This is a genomic window from Actinosynnema sp. CA-299493, assembly GCF_050946825.1.
GTDB lineage: Bacteria > Actinomycetota > Actinomycetes > Mycobacteriales > Pseudonocardiaceae > Actinosynnema.
The window spans coordinates 2,915,325-2,930,037 of sequence record NZ_CP191993.1; the positions used below are offsets into that span (position 1 = coordinate 2,915,325).

General features: G+C 72.0%; 11 protein-coding genes. 5 read left to right on the forward strand and 6 right to left on the reverse strand.

The window, feature by feature from the left end; all coding sequences use genetic code 11:
• Positions 1–65: 65 nt before the first annotated feature.
• The gene (locus ACQPYE_RS13750) at positions 66–1,088 is read right to left on the reverse strand and encodes a hypothetical protein (protein WP_498721515.1); all 1,023 of its coding nucleotides are present in this window, start codon (positions 1,086–1,088) and stop codon (positions 66–68) included.
• 571 nt (positions 1,089–1,659) lie between these two features.
• Here ACQPYE_RS13750 and ACQPYE_RS13755 point away from each other — a divergent pair.
• Positions 1,660–2,295: a hypothetical protein gene (locus ACQPYE_RS13755; protein WP_498721516.1), complete on the forward strand. Its 636-nt coding sequence runs from the start codon at positions 1,660–1,662 to the stop codon at positions 2,293–2,295.
• A 202-nt stretch (positions 2,296–2,497) separates the two neighbouring features.
• Complete coding sequence (locus ACQPYE_RS13760) at positions 2,498–2,908, forward strand: hypothetical protein (protein WP_498721517.1); 411 nt, start codon at positions 2,498–2,500, stop codon at positions 2,906–2,908.
• Between the two features lie 91 nt (positions 2,909–2,999).
• Here the strand turns inward: ACQPYE_RS13760 and ACQPYE_RS13765 are convergent, their stop codons facing one another.
• The gene (locus ACQPYE_RS13765; protein WP_498721518.1) at positions 3,000–4,592 is read right to left on the reverse strand and encodes a glycoside hydrolase family 64 protein; all 1,593 of its coding nucleotides are present in this window, start codon (positions 4,590–4,592) and stop codon (positions 3,000–3,002) included.
• Between the two features lie 195 nt (positions 4,593–4,787).
• On the opposite strand from ACQPYE_RS13765, the gene ACQPYE_RS13770 reads away from it, so the two are divergent.
• Positions 4,788–5,987 carry a cysteine desulfurase-like protein gene (locus ACQPYE_RS13770; RefSeq protein WP_498721519.1) on the forward strand — a complete coding sequence of 400 codons (1,200 nt, stop codon included), beginning with the start codon at positions 4,788–4,790 and terminating at the stop codon, positions 5,985–5,987.
• Positions 5,988–6,029: 42 nt separating this feature from the next.
• On the opposite strand, the gene ACQPYE_RS13775 is transcribed toward ACQPYE_RS13770, so the two are convergent.
• From ACQPYE_RS13775 to ACQPYE_RS13785, 3 genes are read right to left on the reverse strand one after another with little or no spacing between them, the layout of a single operon-like run.
• Complete coding sequence (locus ACQPYE_RS13775) at positions 6,030–6,629, reverse strand: acetoacetate decarboxylase family protein (RefSeq protein ID WP_498721520.1); 600 nt, start codon at positions 6,627–6,629, stop codon at positions 6,030–6,032.
• A 3-nt stretch (positions 6,630–6,632) separates the two neighbouring features.
• Positions 6,633–7,451, reverse strand: a complete 819-nt coding sequence (locus tag ACQPYE_RS13780; RefSeq protein WP_498721521.1) for a flavin-containing monooxygenase — start codon at positions 7,449–7,451, stop codon at positions 6,633–6,635.
• Positions 7,448–8,116, reverse strand: a complete 669-nt coding sequence (locus ACQPYE_RS13785; protein ID WP_498721522.1) for a flavin-containing monooxygenase — start codon at positions 8,114–8,116, stop codon at positions 7,448–7,450. Before ACQPYE_RS13785 ends, ACQPYE_RS13780 begins: the two co-directional genes overlap by 4 nt.
• A gap of 72 nt (positions 8,117–8,188) precedes the next feature.
• Here ACQPYE_RS13785 and ACQPYE_RS13790 point away from each other — a divergent pair, with 72 nt between their 5' ends.
• Entirely contained in the window at positions 8,189–9,223 is a 1,035-nt protein-coding gene (locus ACQPYE_RS13790; RefSeq protein WP_498721524.1) for an AraC family transcriptional regulator, read from the forward strand.
• A 176-nt stretch (positions 9,224–9,399) separates the two neighbouring features.
• The gene (locus tag ACQPYE_RS13795) at positions 9,400–11,463 is read left to right on the forward strand and encodes an acyltransferase family protein (protein ID WP_498721525.1); all 2,064 of its coding nucleotides are present in this window, start codon (positions 9,400–9,402) and stop codon (positions 11,461–11,463) included.
• Here the strand turns inward: ACQPYE_RS13795 and ACQPYE_RS13800 are convergent, their stop codons facing one another.
• Positions 11,464–14,052, reverse strand: a complete 2,589-nt coding sequence (locus ACQPYE_RS13800; RefSeq protein WP_498721526.1) for a DEAD/DEAH box helicase — start codon at positions 14,050–14,052, stop codon at positions 11,464–11,466.
• Positions 14,053–14,713 lie beyond the last annotated feature (661 nt).

The window sequence follows — 14,713 nt, forward strand, 5'->3', positions numbered from 1 at the left end:
CCTCTCCGCTGCGGTCGGTGTGTACCGGACCGTCCCTCCGTCTCGTCTCCCGGCTGGCCTGTACGTCACATCCAGGAGTCGGGGGGTGGGGTGTTGTAGCCTTCGATTACTTTTTTGGCGGTCTCCCAGTCCCGGAAAACGAAGAAGTAAACGACGACTTGACCCAGGGCTTGGTCCCACGGATCCGTAGTCACGTCGGCGATCCACCCGAATTTCTGTTCGGACCCGGCGCCGGGTGTCGGCTTGCCCGGCTTTGTCGAGCCTTCGGGGATCATGCCGGTGGGTTCCGCGTCACCGGGGATCTGATTTGGTGGGTAGGTCCCGCTTGCGTCCCGGTACCTCGTGACGGCCCTGGAGGTGAATATCACCTTCTGCAGCGCCAGGATCTCGTCCTTGGGCGGCTTCGATCCCTGTCCGGTGATCTGGATGGTCTTCTGGACCGACTGGTACCGCCCGAGGGAGCCCGTCACCCAGTGCTCCTCGTCCCCCGGGCTGCACAGGAACAAGCTGGAGGCGATGGCGTCCCCCTGCTCCGGGCGGACCGTGAACTCGAAGCCGAGTTTCGTCTTCGAGCTGAGGTCGAACGTCACCACGCTGTCGGCGACCACCGCGCAGAGGTTGGTATAGGCACCGATGACCTTCGTGCTCGTGGGCACGACGTTGGACAGCATGAGCGGCCGGAACGCGCCGACGCGCTGGTTCTGGTCCTTGGCGCTTTGGTCGTTGTCGTTCAGCCGTACCCGCACGGCCAGTCTTCCCTGCTGCAACCAGTCCTTGCTGATGCCCACCCAGTCGGTGCGAGCCGCCTTCACGTTGGTGATCATGACGTTGTCGGAGTGGAGGACGTACTCGAGGCTGACGGCTTCTTCAAGGTCCCGGGAGATGACCGCCTGCCCCTTCGTGACGTCCTTGGCGTTGGGGTTGACGAAGCGGTAAGCCACCTCCTCGTCCTTGTCCGGGGGGAGGAATCCGTCTCCTTCGAGGTCTGCCCGGATCCGAGTGAGCTTCCAGCCCTCCTCGACGTCGCACTTCTTCTCGTCCCCTTCATTGATTCCCTTGTGGAAGGTGACAGTGATGCTCTTGCCCATGGCGTTGCTCCTCTGGTCCATCCCCGACCCGCGACCCGCCCGCGCGCTCCGGTCGCCGCGTCCGGGGCCCGGGGTCCGCGTCGAACCGGCACTGACCGGGCGGCCTCAGGCATCCGGAAATTCAGGGCCACTTCGTGCGAGCACTTCTCGGTGTCCCGTGACGCCACCGACCGCCCGCGTCCCTCGGAACAGGTCTCGGAACGACCATCGCCTGGCGTTCGCCTGCTTGCCGGGTGCACGACGTGGGTGGACTGCTCGGCCCTGCGCCGCACCCGCCGTCCGGGCACCGTCGGCACCGTAGGCGAAAACTGCTCGCAGAACACGCATGTCCAACCCTCCATCGCCGGGACGCGATGACTGGCGGGTGCCCGCCCGCGCACGGCTCATCCGCATGCCGATCACAATTCCCTCGAACCGGTGAGGGCGGCCCGGTCCGCCGGCACGTGCGACTCGCTGAGCACGCGCCGTCCCGACGGTTCCCCCTTCCGGCGGTCGCCGAACGCCCCGCGCCCCGCATCCGTGGTCTGCTGGATGGACGAGACCCGCCGCGTGAGGGTGAGGGGAGAGCGACATGTTCACCAGGAGCCAGTTCAAGAAAGCTGCGCAGGACGTGAGGGCCCTGTACCGGGACGCGGATCTCGACCGCACCTGGGACGGGAAGGACGCTTTCTCCGATGCGGCCGTCACGGTGGCCTGGAGTGTCTACGACGCCGTGGTGAGGGCGAGCGACAAATCCGACTTCATCGGCTTGATCATCGGCAGCCTGCGGATCACCAACCAGCCGCCCGACCTGGATGGCAGCGGCATCGACCCGGACGTGAAGAACAACTTCTGGACCATGCACGAGGCCACGAAGAAGTTCGGCCCTGGCGGCGTTCTGAAATCACACAACTGGTCGATCCTGGTGAACGACGCCTGGTTGCTCGGTGGAGTGCACACCCGGCTCAAGTTCTTCCTCGCGTCACCCCGGACGACGAACAACGTCTACGACACGACGCGGAGGAGGCTCCGGGTCTTCGGGCGCGAACTGGCTGGCTTGGCCTACTTCGACTACGGGTACGTGGACCACCAGTGGCCCCAGCTGGGCGAGGTGCAGGCGCCTACGTCGAAGACCTGGGACCCCACCTTCCGGGAGTACCAGACGAAAGGCGCCGCGCACTACGAAACGGGCGACAGGTGGAAGGCGCTGCTCAAGGACGGGTCCTGAGAACCTGCCACCGATCGGGGCGAGCACCGTCCCCGCGGCCCGGGCTGTCGCTCCTGCTGGTGGGGAGGCCGGAAGTGTTCACCCGTCCGGTGGGTGCTTCCGTGCGTCGGCTCGAAAACACATGACGACAATGGTGCACATCTCCCGTCCGTCGCGCCGCGGCCGGACGACCCTCGTCGTCCCCTGCGGGAAGGAGGAAGACGTGCCCCCGAAGAAGAAAGTAGAACGCTTCGGGGGCACGTACTACGACCCTGGAGAACACGAGCAACTGGCCGAGGAGCTCTACGCCGTGGGGAAGAACTGGGACCAGGCGGACAAGGACCAGTTGAAGAAGGCAGCGGCCGGCGCAGCCATCGGTGAAGGCGGGTTCAGCGCCAACTGCGTCAACGAAGAGGATGTGGAGGTGCGGCACATCAGCAAGGGAAAGCGGGGGAAGGAGGGTACGGCCACCATCTTCTACTACCTCCACCGGGGAAATCTGGCCGTGGTCGCCGCGGGCAGGCACAGCGAGCGAAAGAACGGCTGGTACGAGATCGACCCGGAGATCGGCCAGAAGAAGGCTCCTTTCGAGAAGAGGCGGACCGTCGGCACGGACGGCGAGGAACCTGGCTGAGCACCGCCGATCGTCGGGACGGCGTTCGTCCACGAGGACGCGGCGCGATCGCGGTGTCCGCATCGCGCCGCGTCCAGCCGGTGGTGGAGTCCTAGCCGCGACGCCACTTCTGGTTCGCCGTGCCGCCGCACTCCCACAGTTGCAGGACCGCGTCGTTGCCCGGGTTCCAGTCGGCGATGTCCACGCACTTGTTGGCCTGCGGGTTGACGAGGTCGCCCGCGGCGGTCAGGACGAACTGCTGGGCTGGGTTGCCGCTGCACGTCGCGACCTGGACGGCGGCGCCGTTGGCGGTCGAGCCCCAGGCCACGTCCATGCACATGTTGTTCTGCGTGCGCAACGCGCCGCCGGTCGCCTCCCACTTCTGGTTCGTGCCACCGGTGCAGTCCCACACGATCAGGCGCTGGCCGTCGGCGAAGTTCCAGTTCGGCACGTCGACGCACTTGCCGTGCCACGCGCTGACGATGCTGCCCGCCGGCGCCGGCGGGGGAGTGCCGCCACCGCCCGTGAACGGCGTCAGGACGATCCCCGCCGAACGCGGATCACCGTCGTGCACCAACGACTCCTGCGCCTGCACGTCGTCGAACGCGAAGCCGTAGGCCTTGCCGTCCACCATGTTCCGGTGCACGAGCCGCGAGTAGTGGTTGGTGATCGAACCCTGGTAGAAGTCGGCGGGGCCGCCTCCGGGCTGGGTGTCGATCCTGCCGAGCGTGGAGCGGTGCAGCGCGGCGCACAGGGTCCGCGCGATCGGGCCGACGACCTGGTCGTTGGGCGCGTGCAGCGCGCCGTCGCAACCCCACACGTTCGACGTGGACGGTTTGGCGAACGACGCCACCTGACGTCCTGCCGAGTCGGTGAAGGTCATGGTGGCGCCGGACGTGCGGCCGGAGTAGCGGATGTCCGGCCGGTCGCCGAACGGCACCACCGTCACCGTCTTGGTGGTGTAGGCGTTCCACGCCTGCGTGATGTACGGGTCGAGGTAGTCGCGGTCGAACAGGCCCGCGTCGGCGGCCTTGCCCGGCGCGAGCACGCGCACCACCGTGCCGTCGGCGCGGGTGCGGATCGAGTTCGCCCAGCCGGCCTGGTCGCGCAGGCCGTTGATCACGTTGTCACGGCCGTTCGCGACCAGTTCGCCGGTCTTCTTCGTCGTGCCGCTCGCGCCGGTGACGGTGACCGCGTGCGGCACGGCGAACATGTCCACCTGCGAGCTGTTCAACCACAGGCCCGCGTCGTTGTAGGTGAACTCGCTCCAGTCGAACAGGATGTCCCGGTTGGGGTCGCTCGGCGACCACGGCGCGGGCTGCACCAGGCCGTCCGGGGTGAGGAAGAACTTCAACTTCTCGCCGAACGACATGTAGACGCGGCCGGAGATGAACCGCGGCACGCGAAGGCTGACGCTGCCGCTGTTCGCCGGGCCCGCGATCGACACGTCCGGTGCCGGGGAGGGAGGGTTCGCTCCAGCCGGCCACGGGGTGAACGCGCCCGACTGGTTGACGTACCCGAGGCGTCCGTTGCGGATGTCGGTGCCGAGGACGTACAGGTGGACGGCCTCGGACCGGCCGCTGTTGTTGGTGATCGTGAGCGGTAGCAGGTCGGGTCCGACGGCCGCGGCCGGTGTGGCGGCGGCCAGTGACGCCGATGTGACGAGCGCGGCGAAGGCGCTCAGCCACTTCGTCGGGGTGCGCATGGTGGCGACTCCTCGGTGCAGGGTGGGTGGTCCGGACCACTCGGCCGGTTTCAGGGCGGCCAGGCGGTCGGGCGCCGACGCGGACGGGTCCGTGAGAGCGCTTCCATAGGGTTGTGCGATGGTTGGACCACTGTCAAGGGCGGAACGTGACCCGGACCACTGGAGTCCGATGTGGATCGGGGTCAGAGTGGTGGCATGACCTACGACGTCGACTCCGTCCGCGCCCGCTTCCCCTCCCTCGCCACCGGCACCGCCCACTTCGACGGTCCGGGCGGCTCGCAGGTGCCCGCCGCCGTCGCGGACGCCATGCGGGACGCCATGACCTCGTCCCTGGCCAACCGCGGCGTGGTGACCGACGCCGAACGCGCCGCCGACACGATCGTGCTGGACGCCCGGCGCGCGGTGGCCGACCTGCTCGGCGCGCCGCCGGAGGGCGTGGTGTTCGGGCGCAGCATGACGCAGCTGACCTACGACTTCGCCCGCACGCTGGCGCGCACCTGGCGGCCCGGTGACGAGGTGGTGGTGACCAGGCTCGACCACGACGCGAACGTGCGGCCGTGGGTGCAGGCCGCCGAGGCGGTGGGCGCGGTGGTGCGGTGGGTCGGGTTCGACCCGGCGACCGGCGAGCTGGACGACGTCGCCGAGGTGTTGTCGGAGCGGACCCGCCTGGTGGCCGTCACGGCGGCGTCGAACCTGATCGGCACGCGTCCCGCGTTGGCGCGCATCGCCACCGCGGCGCACCAGCGCGGTGCGCTGTTCTACGTGGACGGCGTGCACCTGACCGCGCACGACGCGGTGGACGTGGAGGCGTTGGGGGCGGACTTTTTCGCGTGCTCGCCGTACAAGTTCTTCGGGCCGCACTGCGGTGTGGTGGCGGGTCGGCCGGAGGTGCTGGCGGACCTGCGGCCGGACAAGCTGCTGCCGTCGTCGGACGCCGTGCCGGAGCGGTTCGAGCTGGGCACGTTGCCGTACGAGGTGCTGGCCGGCTGCACGGCCGCGGTGGACTTCATCGCCGACCTGGCGCCGTCCGGGGGCACGCGCCGGGAGCGGGTCGCGGCGTCGTTGGCGGCGGTGGGCGAGCACGAGGACCGGTTGCGGGAGCGGGTCGAGGCGGGGCTGGCGGAGCTGCCCGGCGTGACCTTGTGGTCGCGGGCCCGGCTGCGCACGCCGACGGTGCTGGCGACGTTCGCCGACCACGCGGCGGCGGACGCCTACCGGCACCTGGCCGGGGTGGGCGTGAACGCGCCGGCGGGCTCGTTCTACGCGATCGAGGCGTCCCGGTGGCTGGGGCTCGGCGACACCGGTGGGCTGCGGGTCGGCCTGGCCCCGTACTCGACCGAGGCCGAGGTGGACCGGCTGCTCGACGGGCTGGGCGCGTTCCTGCGTTCGGCCTAGCCGCGACCCCTGACGTGCCGGGACGACCGGGGTGCTCTCGTCTCAGCGGTGGCGTGGCCCGAACGTCATCCGCATCCGGCGGACGGCGACGCCGACCAGCGGCCGGTGGGGCAGCAGCCACGCCAGCGGCCCGGCCGGGTCGATGTGCCAACGAGCCCTGACCGGGGCCACGCGACCGGTGACGCGCAGGGGAGTGCGGGCCACGCCGTCACCGAACGCCTGCCACGTCGACCCCGCCGCCGGCAGCCGCACGTCGAACCGGGGCGCCCGCGCCCGCACCGTCGCGATGGGACCGCGCTCGTCGCGGGCGGACGCGGTGAGGTCGCGGTCCCACTCGAACCCGGCCAACTCCTTCGGGATGCCCCACAGCTCACGGCCGCCCGCCCGGGACGCCGGGCTGTCCACCCAGATGCGCGTGATCGACACCCCGAACCGCCACCCCCGCCGCACCAGCACGGCGGCCAGCACCTCGTGGTACGCCAGGCCGGGCGGCCGGTAGTCCACGAACGCCGTGCCGACCACGGCCCGCCCGAACACCGTCACCGGCGGCACGGGCAGCGGTGGCAGGGCCGTCGCCCGGACCAGCCACACCGACACGCACGCGCGGCCGTGCAGCTCCCACGGTTCCGGCGGATAGCTCATCGATCACCCTTCGCGGTCGGGGTCTCCATTGTCGGGCCACCGCGACATCGCCCGCTCGCCGAGCGCGGCGCCGACGTGATCTCCCACCGGCCGGAAGTCGGCCAGGTCCGCCCGCGCCGTGCGCCGCCGGTACTCCCACACCAGGCCGGGCCAGTTCGTGGTGATCCGGCCGCCGTCCGCGCGGTACCAGCTGGAGCACAGGCTCCACACGCCGTGCCGCAGCCGTCGCCGCACCTCGGCGTCGAACGCCTCCGCCACCTCCGGCCGCACCTCCAGCGCCGGCACGCCCGCGGCGACGAGCCGGTCGAGCACCCGCAGCACGTACCGGACCTGCGCCTCGATCATGGTCAGCACCGAGTTGCCGCCCAGGTTGGTGTTGGGGCCGTAGAGCAGGAACAGGTTCGGGAACCCCGGCACGGTGACGCCGAGGTGCGCGCGGGCGCCACCGGCCCACGCGTCGGCCAGCTCCCGCCCGTCCCGGCCGCGCACGCGCACGGGAGCCAGGAAGTCGGCCGCCGCGAAACCCGTGCCGTAGACCAGCACGTCGGCCGGGTGCTCGACGCCGTCGGCGGTGCGCACGCCGTGCTCGGTGAGCTCGGCGACCGGCGAGGTGACCACGTCGACGTCCGGCCGGGTCAGCGCCGGGTACCAGTCGTTGGAGAACAGCAGCCGCTGACACCCGGCCGGCGCGCCGGGGGCCGGCTTCGCCCGCAACACCGGGTCGCGCACCCGCAGGCGTCGGTGCAGCCCGGTCAACGCCTCCACCACCCCGCGCGAGCGCGGCCCCGACGTCAGCGCGGCGGTCAGCAGCTCGCCGGTCAACCAGGTCGCCGCGCGGCCGACCCGTCCGCCCAGGAACCACCGCGATCGGGCTTCGGCAGCACGTGCGGGGCGGTGCGCTGGAACACCGTCACGCGGCGCGCGACCCGCCGCACGTGCGGCACGAACTGCACCGCGCTGGCACCCGTGCCGATCACCGCCACCCGCCGTCCGCGCAAGTCCACGTCGTGCCGCCAGCGCGCGCTGTGGAACGCCGGCCCGCCGAAGCACCCCGGCAGGTCGGGCACGGACGGCCGGGACAACTGGCCGACGGCGCTGATCAGCACGTCGCACTCGACCACCTCGCCACCGGCCACCTCACCGCCGGCCACCTCCACCCGCCAGCGGCCGTCCTCGTACGCGGCGCCCGTCACGTCGCGGCCCAACCGCACGAGGTCGCGCACGGGTTCGGCGGCTTTGCGCAGGTAGGCCAGGATGTCCGGCTGCGCGGCGTACCGGCGCGGCCAATCGGCGCTCGGTGCGAACGAGTACGAGTACAGCGACGACGGCACGTCGCACGCCGCGCCGGGGTAGGTGTTGTCCCGCCACACGCCGCCGACGTCGTCCGCCCGTTCCAGCACGGTGACGTCGGTGAACCCCGCCCGGCGCAGGCCCAGCGCCATGCCGATGCCCGCGAACCCCGCCCCGATCACCACGACCGCCGTCACGTCGGCGACGTTAGGGACGAACCCCCCGAACGCACCAGGACATCACCGGCCGGGTAATCGACAATGGTGGCCATGGCGACGTTGGCCGAGCCGGTGGTGCGGCACTGGGACTTCCGCCGCGGCATCGCGAGCGTGGCCTTGCTGGTGCGCTTCGGGGCCGACCACGGCATCGGCGCGGACCGGTTGCTCGCGGGCAGTGGCCTGGACGCGGCGCACCTGGCCGAGCCGGGTGTGGAAGTCGGGGCGCGGCAGGAGTTGCGGGTCGTGCGCAACCTGGCCGCCGTGCTGCCGGACGGCGGTGTCGACGTCGGCCGCCGGTACCACGCGACCACGTTCGGCATCCTCGGTTACGCGTTCCTCAGCTGTGCCACCGTGCGGGACGCGGTCGACACCGCGACGCGGTACCTGGACCTGAGCTTCGCGTTCACCAACCCGACCGCGTCGGTCGACGGTGACCGGGTGCGGGTGGAGCTCGACGGCACCGCGCTGCCCGCCGGGGTGGCCCGGTTCCTGGCCGAGCGCGACCTGGCCGCGATCCACACGGTGATCGGTGAGCTGGCGCCGGGTGGGGTGCCCGTGCTGGAGGTGGACTTCCGGTTTCCGAAGCCGCACGATTCCGACCGGTACGAGGCCGTTTTCGGTGTGCGGCCGACATTCGGAGCGCAGCGCTGCGGTTTCTCGTTCGACATTGCGTTTCTGGGGCGGGCTCTGCGATTGGCGAGTCCCGAGACCAGCGCGATGTGCGAGGCGCAACTGCGCGACCTGGTGGCCCGCCGGCGGGACCGGCTCGGGGTGGCGGGTGTCGTGCGGTCGCGGTTGGCCGGGTCGGACGACTTCGACGTCACGGTCGCGGAGGTGGCGGGGGAGTTGGCGATGAGCGCTCGGACACTGCGCCGCCGGCTCGCCGCTTGCGGCACCAGCTACCAGGAGCTGCTGGACGAGGCGCGGGCGGCGCGGGCGGAGGAACTGCTGACCACGACCGACTTGCCGGTGGAGCGGATCGCGGCACGCCTGGGCTACGCGGAGGCATCACCCTTCATCCACGCCTTCCGCCGCCGGCACGGCACCACACCGGGCGACTACGGCCGACGCCGACGCCTGGGCTGATCGCCGCCGGGACCCGCTCGATCGCCTCAGGTGAGACCCGCACCCAGGCTGCGGAACCGACCCGCGCGACCACGACGCCGGATTCCTGCTCGCGAAAGGGCTTCCGACGCGCCGCGGTCGGGTACTGTGCCGCGCCAGTAGCCGGTAGCGGGTCATCCGACGGAGGCAGGCGCAGCGTGGTCACCGCCATCGAGGAACGCGCGCCCGCCGGGGAACGAAGACAACCGGCGTTCCGCACCGACATCCAGTCCCTGCGCGCCATCGCGGTGCTCGCGGTGGTGGTCAACCACCTCTGGCCGGCCGTCCTCACCGGCGGTTACGTCGGCGTCGACGTGTTCTTCGTCATCTCCGGCTTCCTGATCAGCTCGCACCTCGACCGCGAGATCACGTCCACCGGCCGCGTCCGCCTCGGCCGCTTCTACGCCCGCCGCGTCCGCCGGCTGCTGCCCGCCGCGTTGCTGGTGCTCGGTCTCAGCGTGGCCGCCGCCTACTACCTCTTGCCGTACCCGCGCTGGGAGGCGACCGCGGCCGAGGCGTTCGCCAGTGCCCTGTACTGGGAGAACTGGCTCCTCGCGGCGAAGTCGGTCGACTACTCCGCGGCCAACTCGGCGGCCAGTCCCGTGCAGCACTACTGGTCGCTGTCGGTGGAGGAGCAGTTCTACCTGGTCTGGCCCGTGCTCCTGGTGGTGCTGTTCAAGGTCCGGCGACGACGGGCGCAGGTCGTCGGCATCGCGGCGGTCGGCGTGGCGTCGTTGGCGTTCAGCGTCCACTACACGCAGGTCGAGCCGAACCAGGCGTACTTCGTCACGCAGGGTCGCGTCTGGGAGTTCGCGGTGGGCGCGCTCGTCGCGCTGGCCGGCGTGGAGGTGTCGAAGCGGCTCGCCGGCATCGCGTCGGCGGTCGGCTTCGCCCTGATCCTCGGGTCGGCGTTCCTCTACGACCACGCGACACCCTTCCCCGGTTACCTCGCGCTGGCGCCGACGGTCGGCACGGCGCTCGTCATCGCGGCCGGGCAGCGACCGGGACGGCAGTGGCACGCGGTGGTCACGGCGTCGCCGCCGGTGCAGTTCCTGGGCGGCGTCAGCTACTCGCTGTACCTGTGGCACTGGCCGCTGATCATCGTCGCGCCGTTCGCGTTCGCCGGCGCGGCGGACGCGGGCCGGCTGACCACGCCGCTGCTGCTCGCCGTGCTCGCGGTGTCGCTCGTGCTGGCGCACCTGTCGAAAGTCCTGGTCGAGGACCGGGGCGTCGCGGTCCGACTCGGGACCGGACCCACGTTCGCCGCGATGGTGGTCGGCCTGCTCGTCGTGTCCGCCGCCGCGGCCGGGTTGGACTCGGCCTACGCGCGTGACGTCGCGCGAGCCGAGCGGAAGGCCGAGGAGTTCCGCACCGGGTCGTGCGTCGGCGGGCAGGCGATGATCCCGGCCAACGGCTGCCCGGACCCGTTGGGACCGGCCGAGGTCGTGCACATGGGACCCGCCAACGCGTACTTCAAGGCAGCGCCCGGCTGCGCCGTCGAAGGCCCGGCCGGCGTCTCGAAGTGCGACTACAGCGGGGGATCGACGTCCGCGCGGGTGGTGTGGCTCGTCGGCGACTCGCACGCCCAGCAGTGGCAGCCACCGGTGGTGGACCTGGCGCGCGAGCACGGCTGGGTGCTCAAGTACGCCTACCTGGGCGGGTGCCCGATGGCCGCGGTGGACTTCGTCGGCTACCGCGGGGCCGCGACCGAGGAGGACAGGCGCGGCTGCGCCGACTGGTCCGCGCGGATGACCGACGTGATCGCGGCCGACTCGCCCTCGCTGGTGCTGACGTCGTTCCACTCGCGCCGGGAGCTCGTGGACGACGGCAGCGGCCGTTCGCAGGCCGAGCAGTACCGCGACGGGCTCGAACCGCGGTGGCGGCGGTGGACCGACGCGGGTGCGCGCGTGGTGGTGTTGGGCGACCCGCCGCTGAACGGCGACGTGCGCGACCCCCAGTGCGTGGCGCTGAACCCCGGCGACCCGGCCGTGTGCTCGGTGGACCGCGCCACGGCGCAGCCACCGGACCCGTTGGCGGAAGTCGCCCGGACCGCCGACAACACCGGCGTGTCCGTTGTGGACTTCACCGACTACCTGTGCGACGAGCGCGAGTGCCACGGCGTGGTCGGCAACATCGCCGTGTACTACGACCCCGACCACCTCAACGCCGCGTTCAGCCGCAGCCTCGCGCCGATGCTGGCGCAGGAGCTGAACCGGGAGTAGTCACCGGCCGAGCCCGCGACGCGTGCGCGCCGGTGGTGGCGGGGTGTCCTCGGCGTGCAGTCCGGTGTAGGCGGCGAGCCACCCGGTGGCGCGGTAGTCGCCGCGACGGGTGAACACGGCTACCCCGGTCTCGGTCGGGTCGTCGTCCTCCGCCGGCGGATAGGCGACGGTCGCGGTCGTCGTGGGCGTGGTCCAGGTCCGGCCGCGCCAGGCGACGGCGGACGCGCCCGTCCCGCCCGTGACGGTGGCGTGGTCGGCGTGCGCGGCAAGGGTGTGGTTGGTGGTGCGTTCGCGCAGCAACGCGGTGTACCCGGCGTGGTCCAGGACGCACCCCGCCGGCGAACGCCCGGGTGGCCAGTCCGGCGCGCGCAGACCCCGGGCGACCGCCGAGCGCCACAGGCCCGGCACCACGTCCCTGAGGTGGGCGCGGGTGGCCATCTCCTCGCACATCCACAGCAGCCTGCCCGCGCCGCGTCCCGGCGCGAGGCTCCGCCAGCGGACGCGGTGGTCGAGGTCGGCGGCCACCACCGCGATCCACGGGTGCACGGTGCCCAGCACGCCCTGCGCGGCCAGCCACGCCAGGAACCTCGGCGCCTGCTCGTACACCGGGTGCAGGGTGGCCAGCGGGATGCCGCCCGCCACCCGCCGCCTCGGCGAGTCGAACAGGTGCGGCGACCGGGCCGCGAGCAGCAGCGCCGCCCACGCCAGGTCGCCCGGCGCGGTGGTCGTCTGCGAGCCCAGGCCCTTCACCGACGTGGTGTTGGTGATCTGCGACGTCTTGCCGCCCGCCTTGATCACCGTCGCCACGGCCGGCCGTACCGGCTCCGGCACCGGGATGCCCGCCAGGTCGCGGACCGCGACCGACAGGACCAGGCTGAGCGCGGTCTCCGCCTCGTCCGCGTCCTGCGGCACGGGCAGCAGGCCGAGCGTGCGGCGCAACCGGTGACCGGTGTGGGTGGACACCATCATCCGCGCGGTGAGCCGTCCCAGCTCGGTGATGTCGAGCCGGTCGCCGGTCGCCGTCAGGTGGCCCTCGTCCACCAGGAACGCCACGGCCTCCTGCACGGGCTCCAAGTCGTCGTCGCCCTGCGCGTGCGCCAACGTCTCGACCCACCACGCCTGCGCGTCGTCCACCGTGCCGATCCGGCCCTGGAGCACTTCGGCCAGCACGTGGTCGGGCAGCGAGTCGCGGATCCGCGAGTAGACCGAGTAGCCCGCCACCAGCCTGGTCTGCCAGTCGGCGCGCTGCGTCTCGTCGACGACCAGGTACGACCAGCCCTCGGTCTCGCCCGCGCCGATGCGCCCGGCCCGGCCGAACATCTGGAGCACGGTGGAGGTGTCGATCGGCTCGCCACCGATCGACACGTCGCGCACGATCACGGCCCGGGCGGGCAGGTTCACGCCGGCGGCGACGGTGGAGGTGGCGACCAGGACGTCAGCCTCACGCGCGCGGAAGGCCCGTTCGGCGGCGTGCTTGTGCTCGTAGTCGGCGTAGTGCAGGCGGACGCCGACTTCCGCGCACACCTTGGTCAGGCCGTCCACGTCGTCGGGGGCGACGGTGTGCACGGGCGCGCCCCGGTCGGCCGCGATCGCCATCGCGGTGGAGCGGACGTTGCGCTTGGAGCCGCAGAACACCAGCACGCTGCCGCCCTCGGCGGTGTGCCGCCGGGTCAGGTCGAGCACGACCTGTTCGCGCAGCCGGTTGTTCGCGGTGAAGCCGGAGGCGGCCGGGATCGTCGGCAGCTGCCAGGTCACCCTGGACGGCCGCCAGGTCGTGGCCACGAGGTCCGCCTCCAGCCACTCGGCGACCTCGGCGGCGTTGGACACGGTCGCCGAGAGCCCGACGATCCGGACCGGCGAGTCGATGCCGCGCACGCGCGCCAGCAGGGCTTCCAGCAGCGCGCCCCGGTTCGGGCTGCCGAGCAGGTGGATCTCGTCCACGACGAGGCAGCCGACCTCGCCGAGGGCGGCTTGCAGGGAGGACGCGCGGCAGATCGCCTCGAACTTCTCGGTGGTGGCGACCCAGAGGTCGGCCGCTTTGACGGCTTCGACGTCGACGGCGTACTCGCCGGAGAGGCGTTCGACGCGGAGGCCCTCGTCGCGCCAGGCCTCGAGTTCGCGGTCGAGTTCGTCGGTGAGCGAGCGTTGCGGCACGAGCCAGGCGGCTTTGCGGCCTTCGTGCAGGATCGCCTTCAGCACGGCGAGCATGCCCATCGCGGTCTTGCCGGCGCCGGTCGGTGCGGTGATCAGCAGGTGGGAGTCGCCGTCCACCAGGTGGGGTGCGGCTTGGGCCTGGGCGGGGTTGAGCACGGGGAACGGCAGGAACCGGGCCCAGTCGGCGGGGACGTGCCGGGCGATGGGGACGGGGCCGGTGCCCGTGGGGGTCGCGGTGCCGGTCGCGGTGTCGGGGTCCGGTTCGTGCAGGTCCCACAGCATCTCGAAGGCCAGCCGGGCGGCTCGCGCACCCTCGCCGACGACCGACTCGCACCGCTCCGGCACCACCCCGCCCACGTCGGACAGCCAGGCGGTGGCGGCGGTCGCGGACACTTCTTCCTGTTCGAGCCAGTGGCGGATGGCTCTGAACGGCACCCCGGCTGCTCCGAGTCGTTCTTTCAGCGGTGCAAATTCGGACAAATCGGGCAAAACGACACGAGCATCCACCTCGGTCGGCACGTCAGGCACGTCGAAGTCGGGATCGACCGTCTTGCACCACCACACGGGCCGCGACTCCAACGCCGCCAACGCCGGCGGCAGCACGGGAACCGCCGCCGAACGCACCGCCGGCGCCACCTCCGACCCACTGAGGATCGACCGGATCCGAGCCGCCATCGCCACGGTGGAAACCCGCCGCCCCACCCGAACCCGCGCCGCCCCCGCACCGTCCGACGCGCCCTCCGCCTCACCCCCGGCGTCCTCCGCGGTCCTTACCTCGCCTCCAGCGCCCCCCGCCTCGCCTCCGGCGTCCTCCGCGACCTCCGCCTCACCTCCGGCCCCCGCCGCGACTCTCGCCTCACCTCCGGCAACCACCCCCGCCCGCCGCACCTCCTCCGGCGACCCAACGGCGGCTTCCGACTGCCGCGAACCCGGCTCCGGCCCCCCGGACCCCACCCCCGCCCGCCGCAACCCCTCCTCCGGCGACCCGGCCCCGGCCTCCGCCCGCCGCGCCTCCTTCGACGCCCCGGAATCCACCCCCGCCCGCCGCGAACCCTCCTCCGGCGACCCTGCACCCGATTCCGTCCGCCGCGAATGC

Bases quoted from the DNA above. Each gene is read 5' to 3' on its own strand.
- ACQPYE_RS13770 (WP_498721519.1), top strand. From the start codon at position 4,788: ATGACCTACGACGTCGACTCCGTCCGCGCCCGCTTCCCCTCCCTCGCC.
- ACQPYE_RS13755 (WP_498721516.1), top strand. From the start codon at position 1,660: ATGTTCACCAGGAGCCAGTTCAAGAAAGCTGCGCAGGACGTGAGGGCC.
- ACQPYE_RS13790 (WP_498721524.1), top strand. From the start codon at position 8,189: ATGGCGACGTTGGCCGAGCCGGTGGTGCGGCACTGGGACTTCCGCCGC.
- ACQPYE_RS13750 (WP_498721515.1), bottom strand. From the start codon at position 1,088: ATGGGCAAGAGCATCACTGTCACCTTCCACAAGGGAATCAATGAAGGG.
- ACQPYE_RS13775 (WP_498721520.1), bottom strand. From the start codon at position 6,629: ATGAGCTATCCGCCGGAACCGTGGGAGCTGCACGGCCGCGCGTGCGTG.
- ACQPYE_RS13765 (WP_498721518.1), bottom strand. From the start codon at position 4,592: ATGCGCACCCCGACGAAGTGGCTGAGCGCCTTCGCCGCGCTCGTCACA.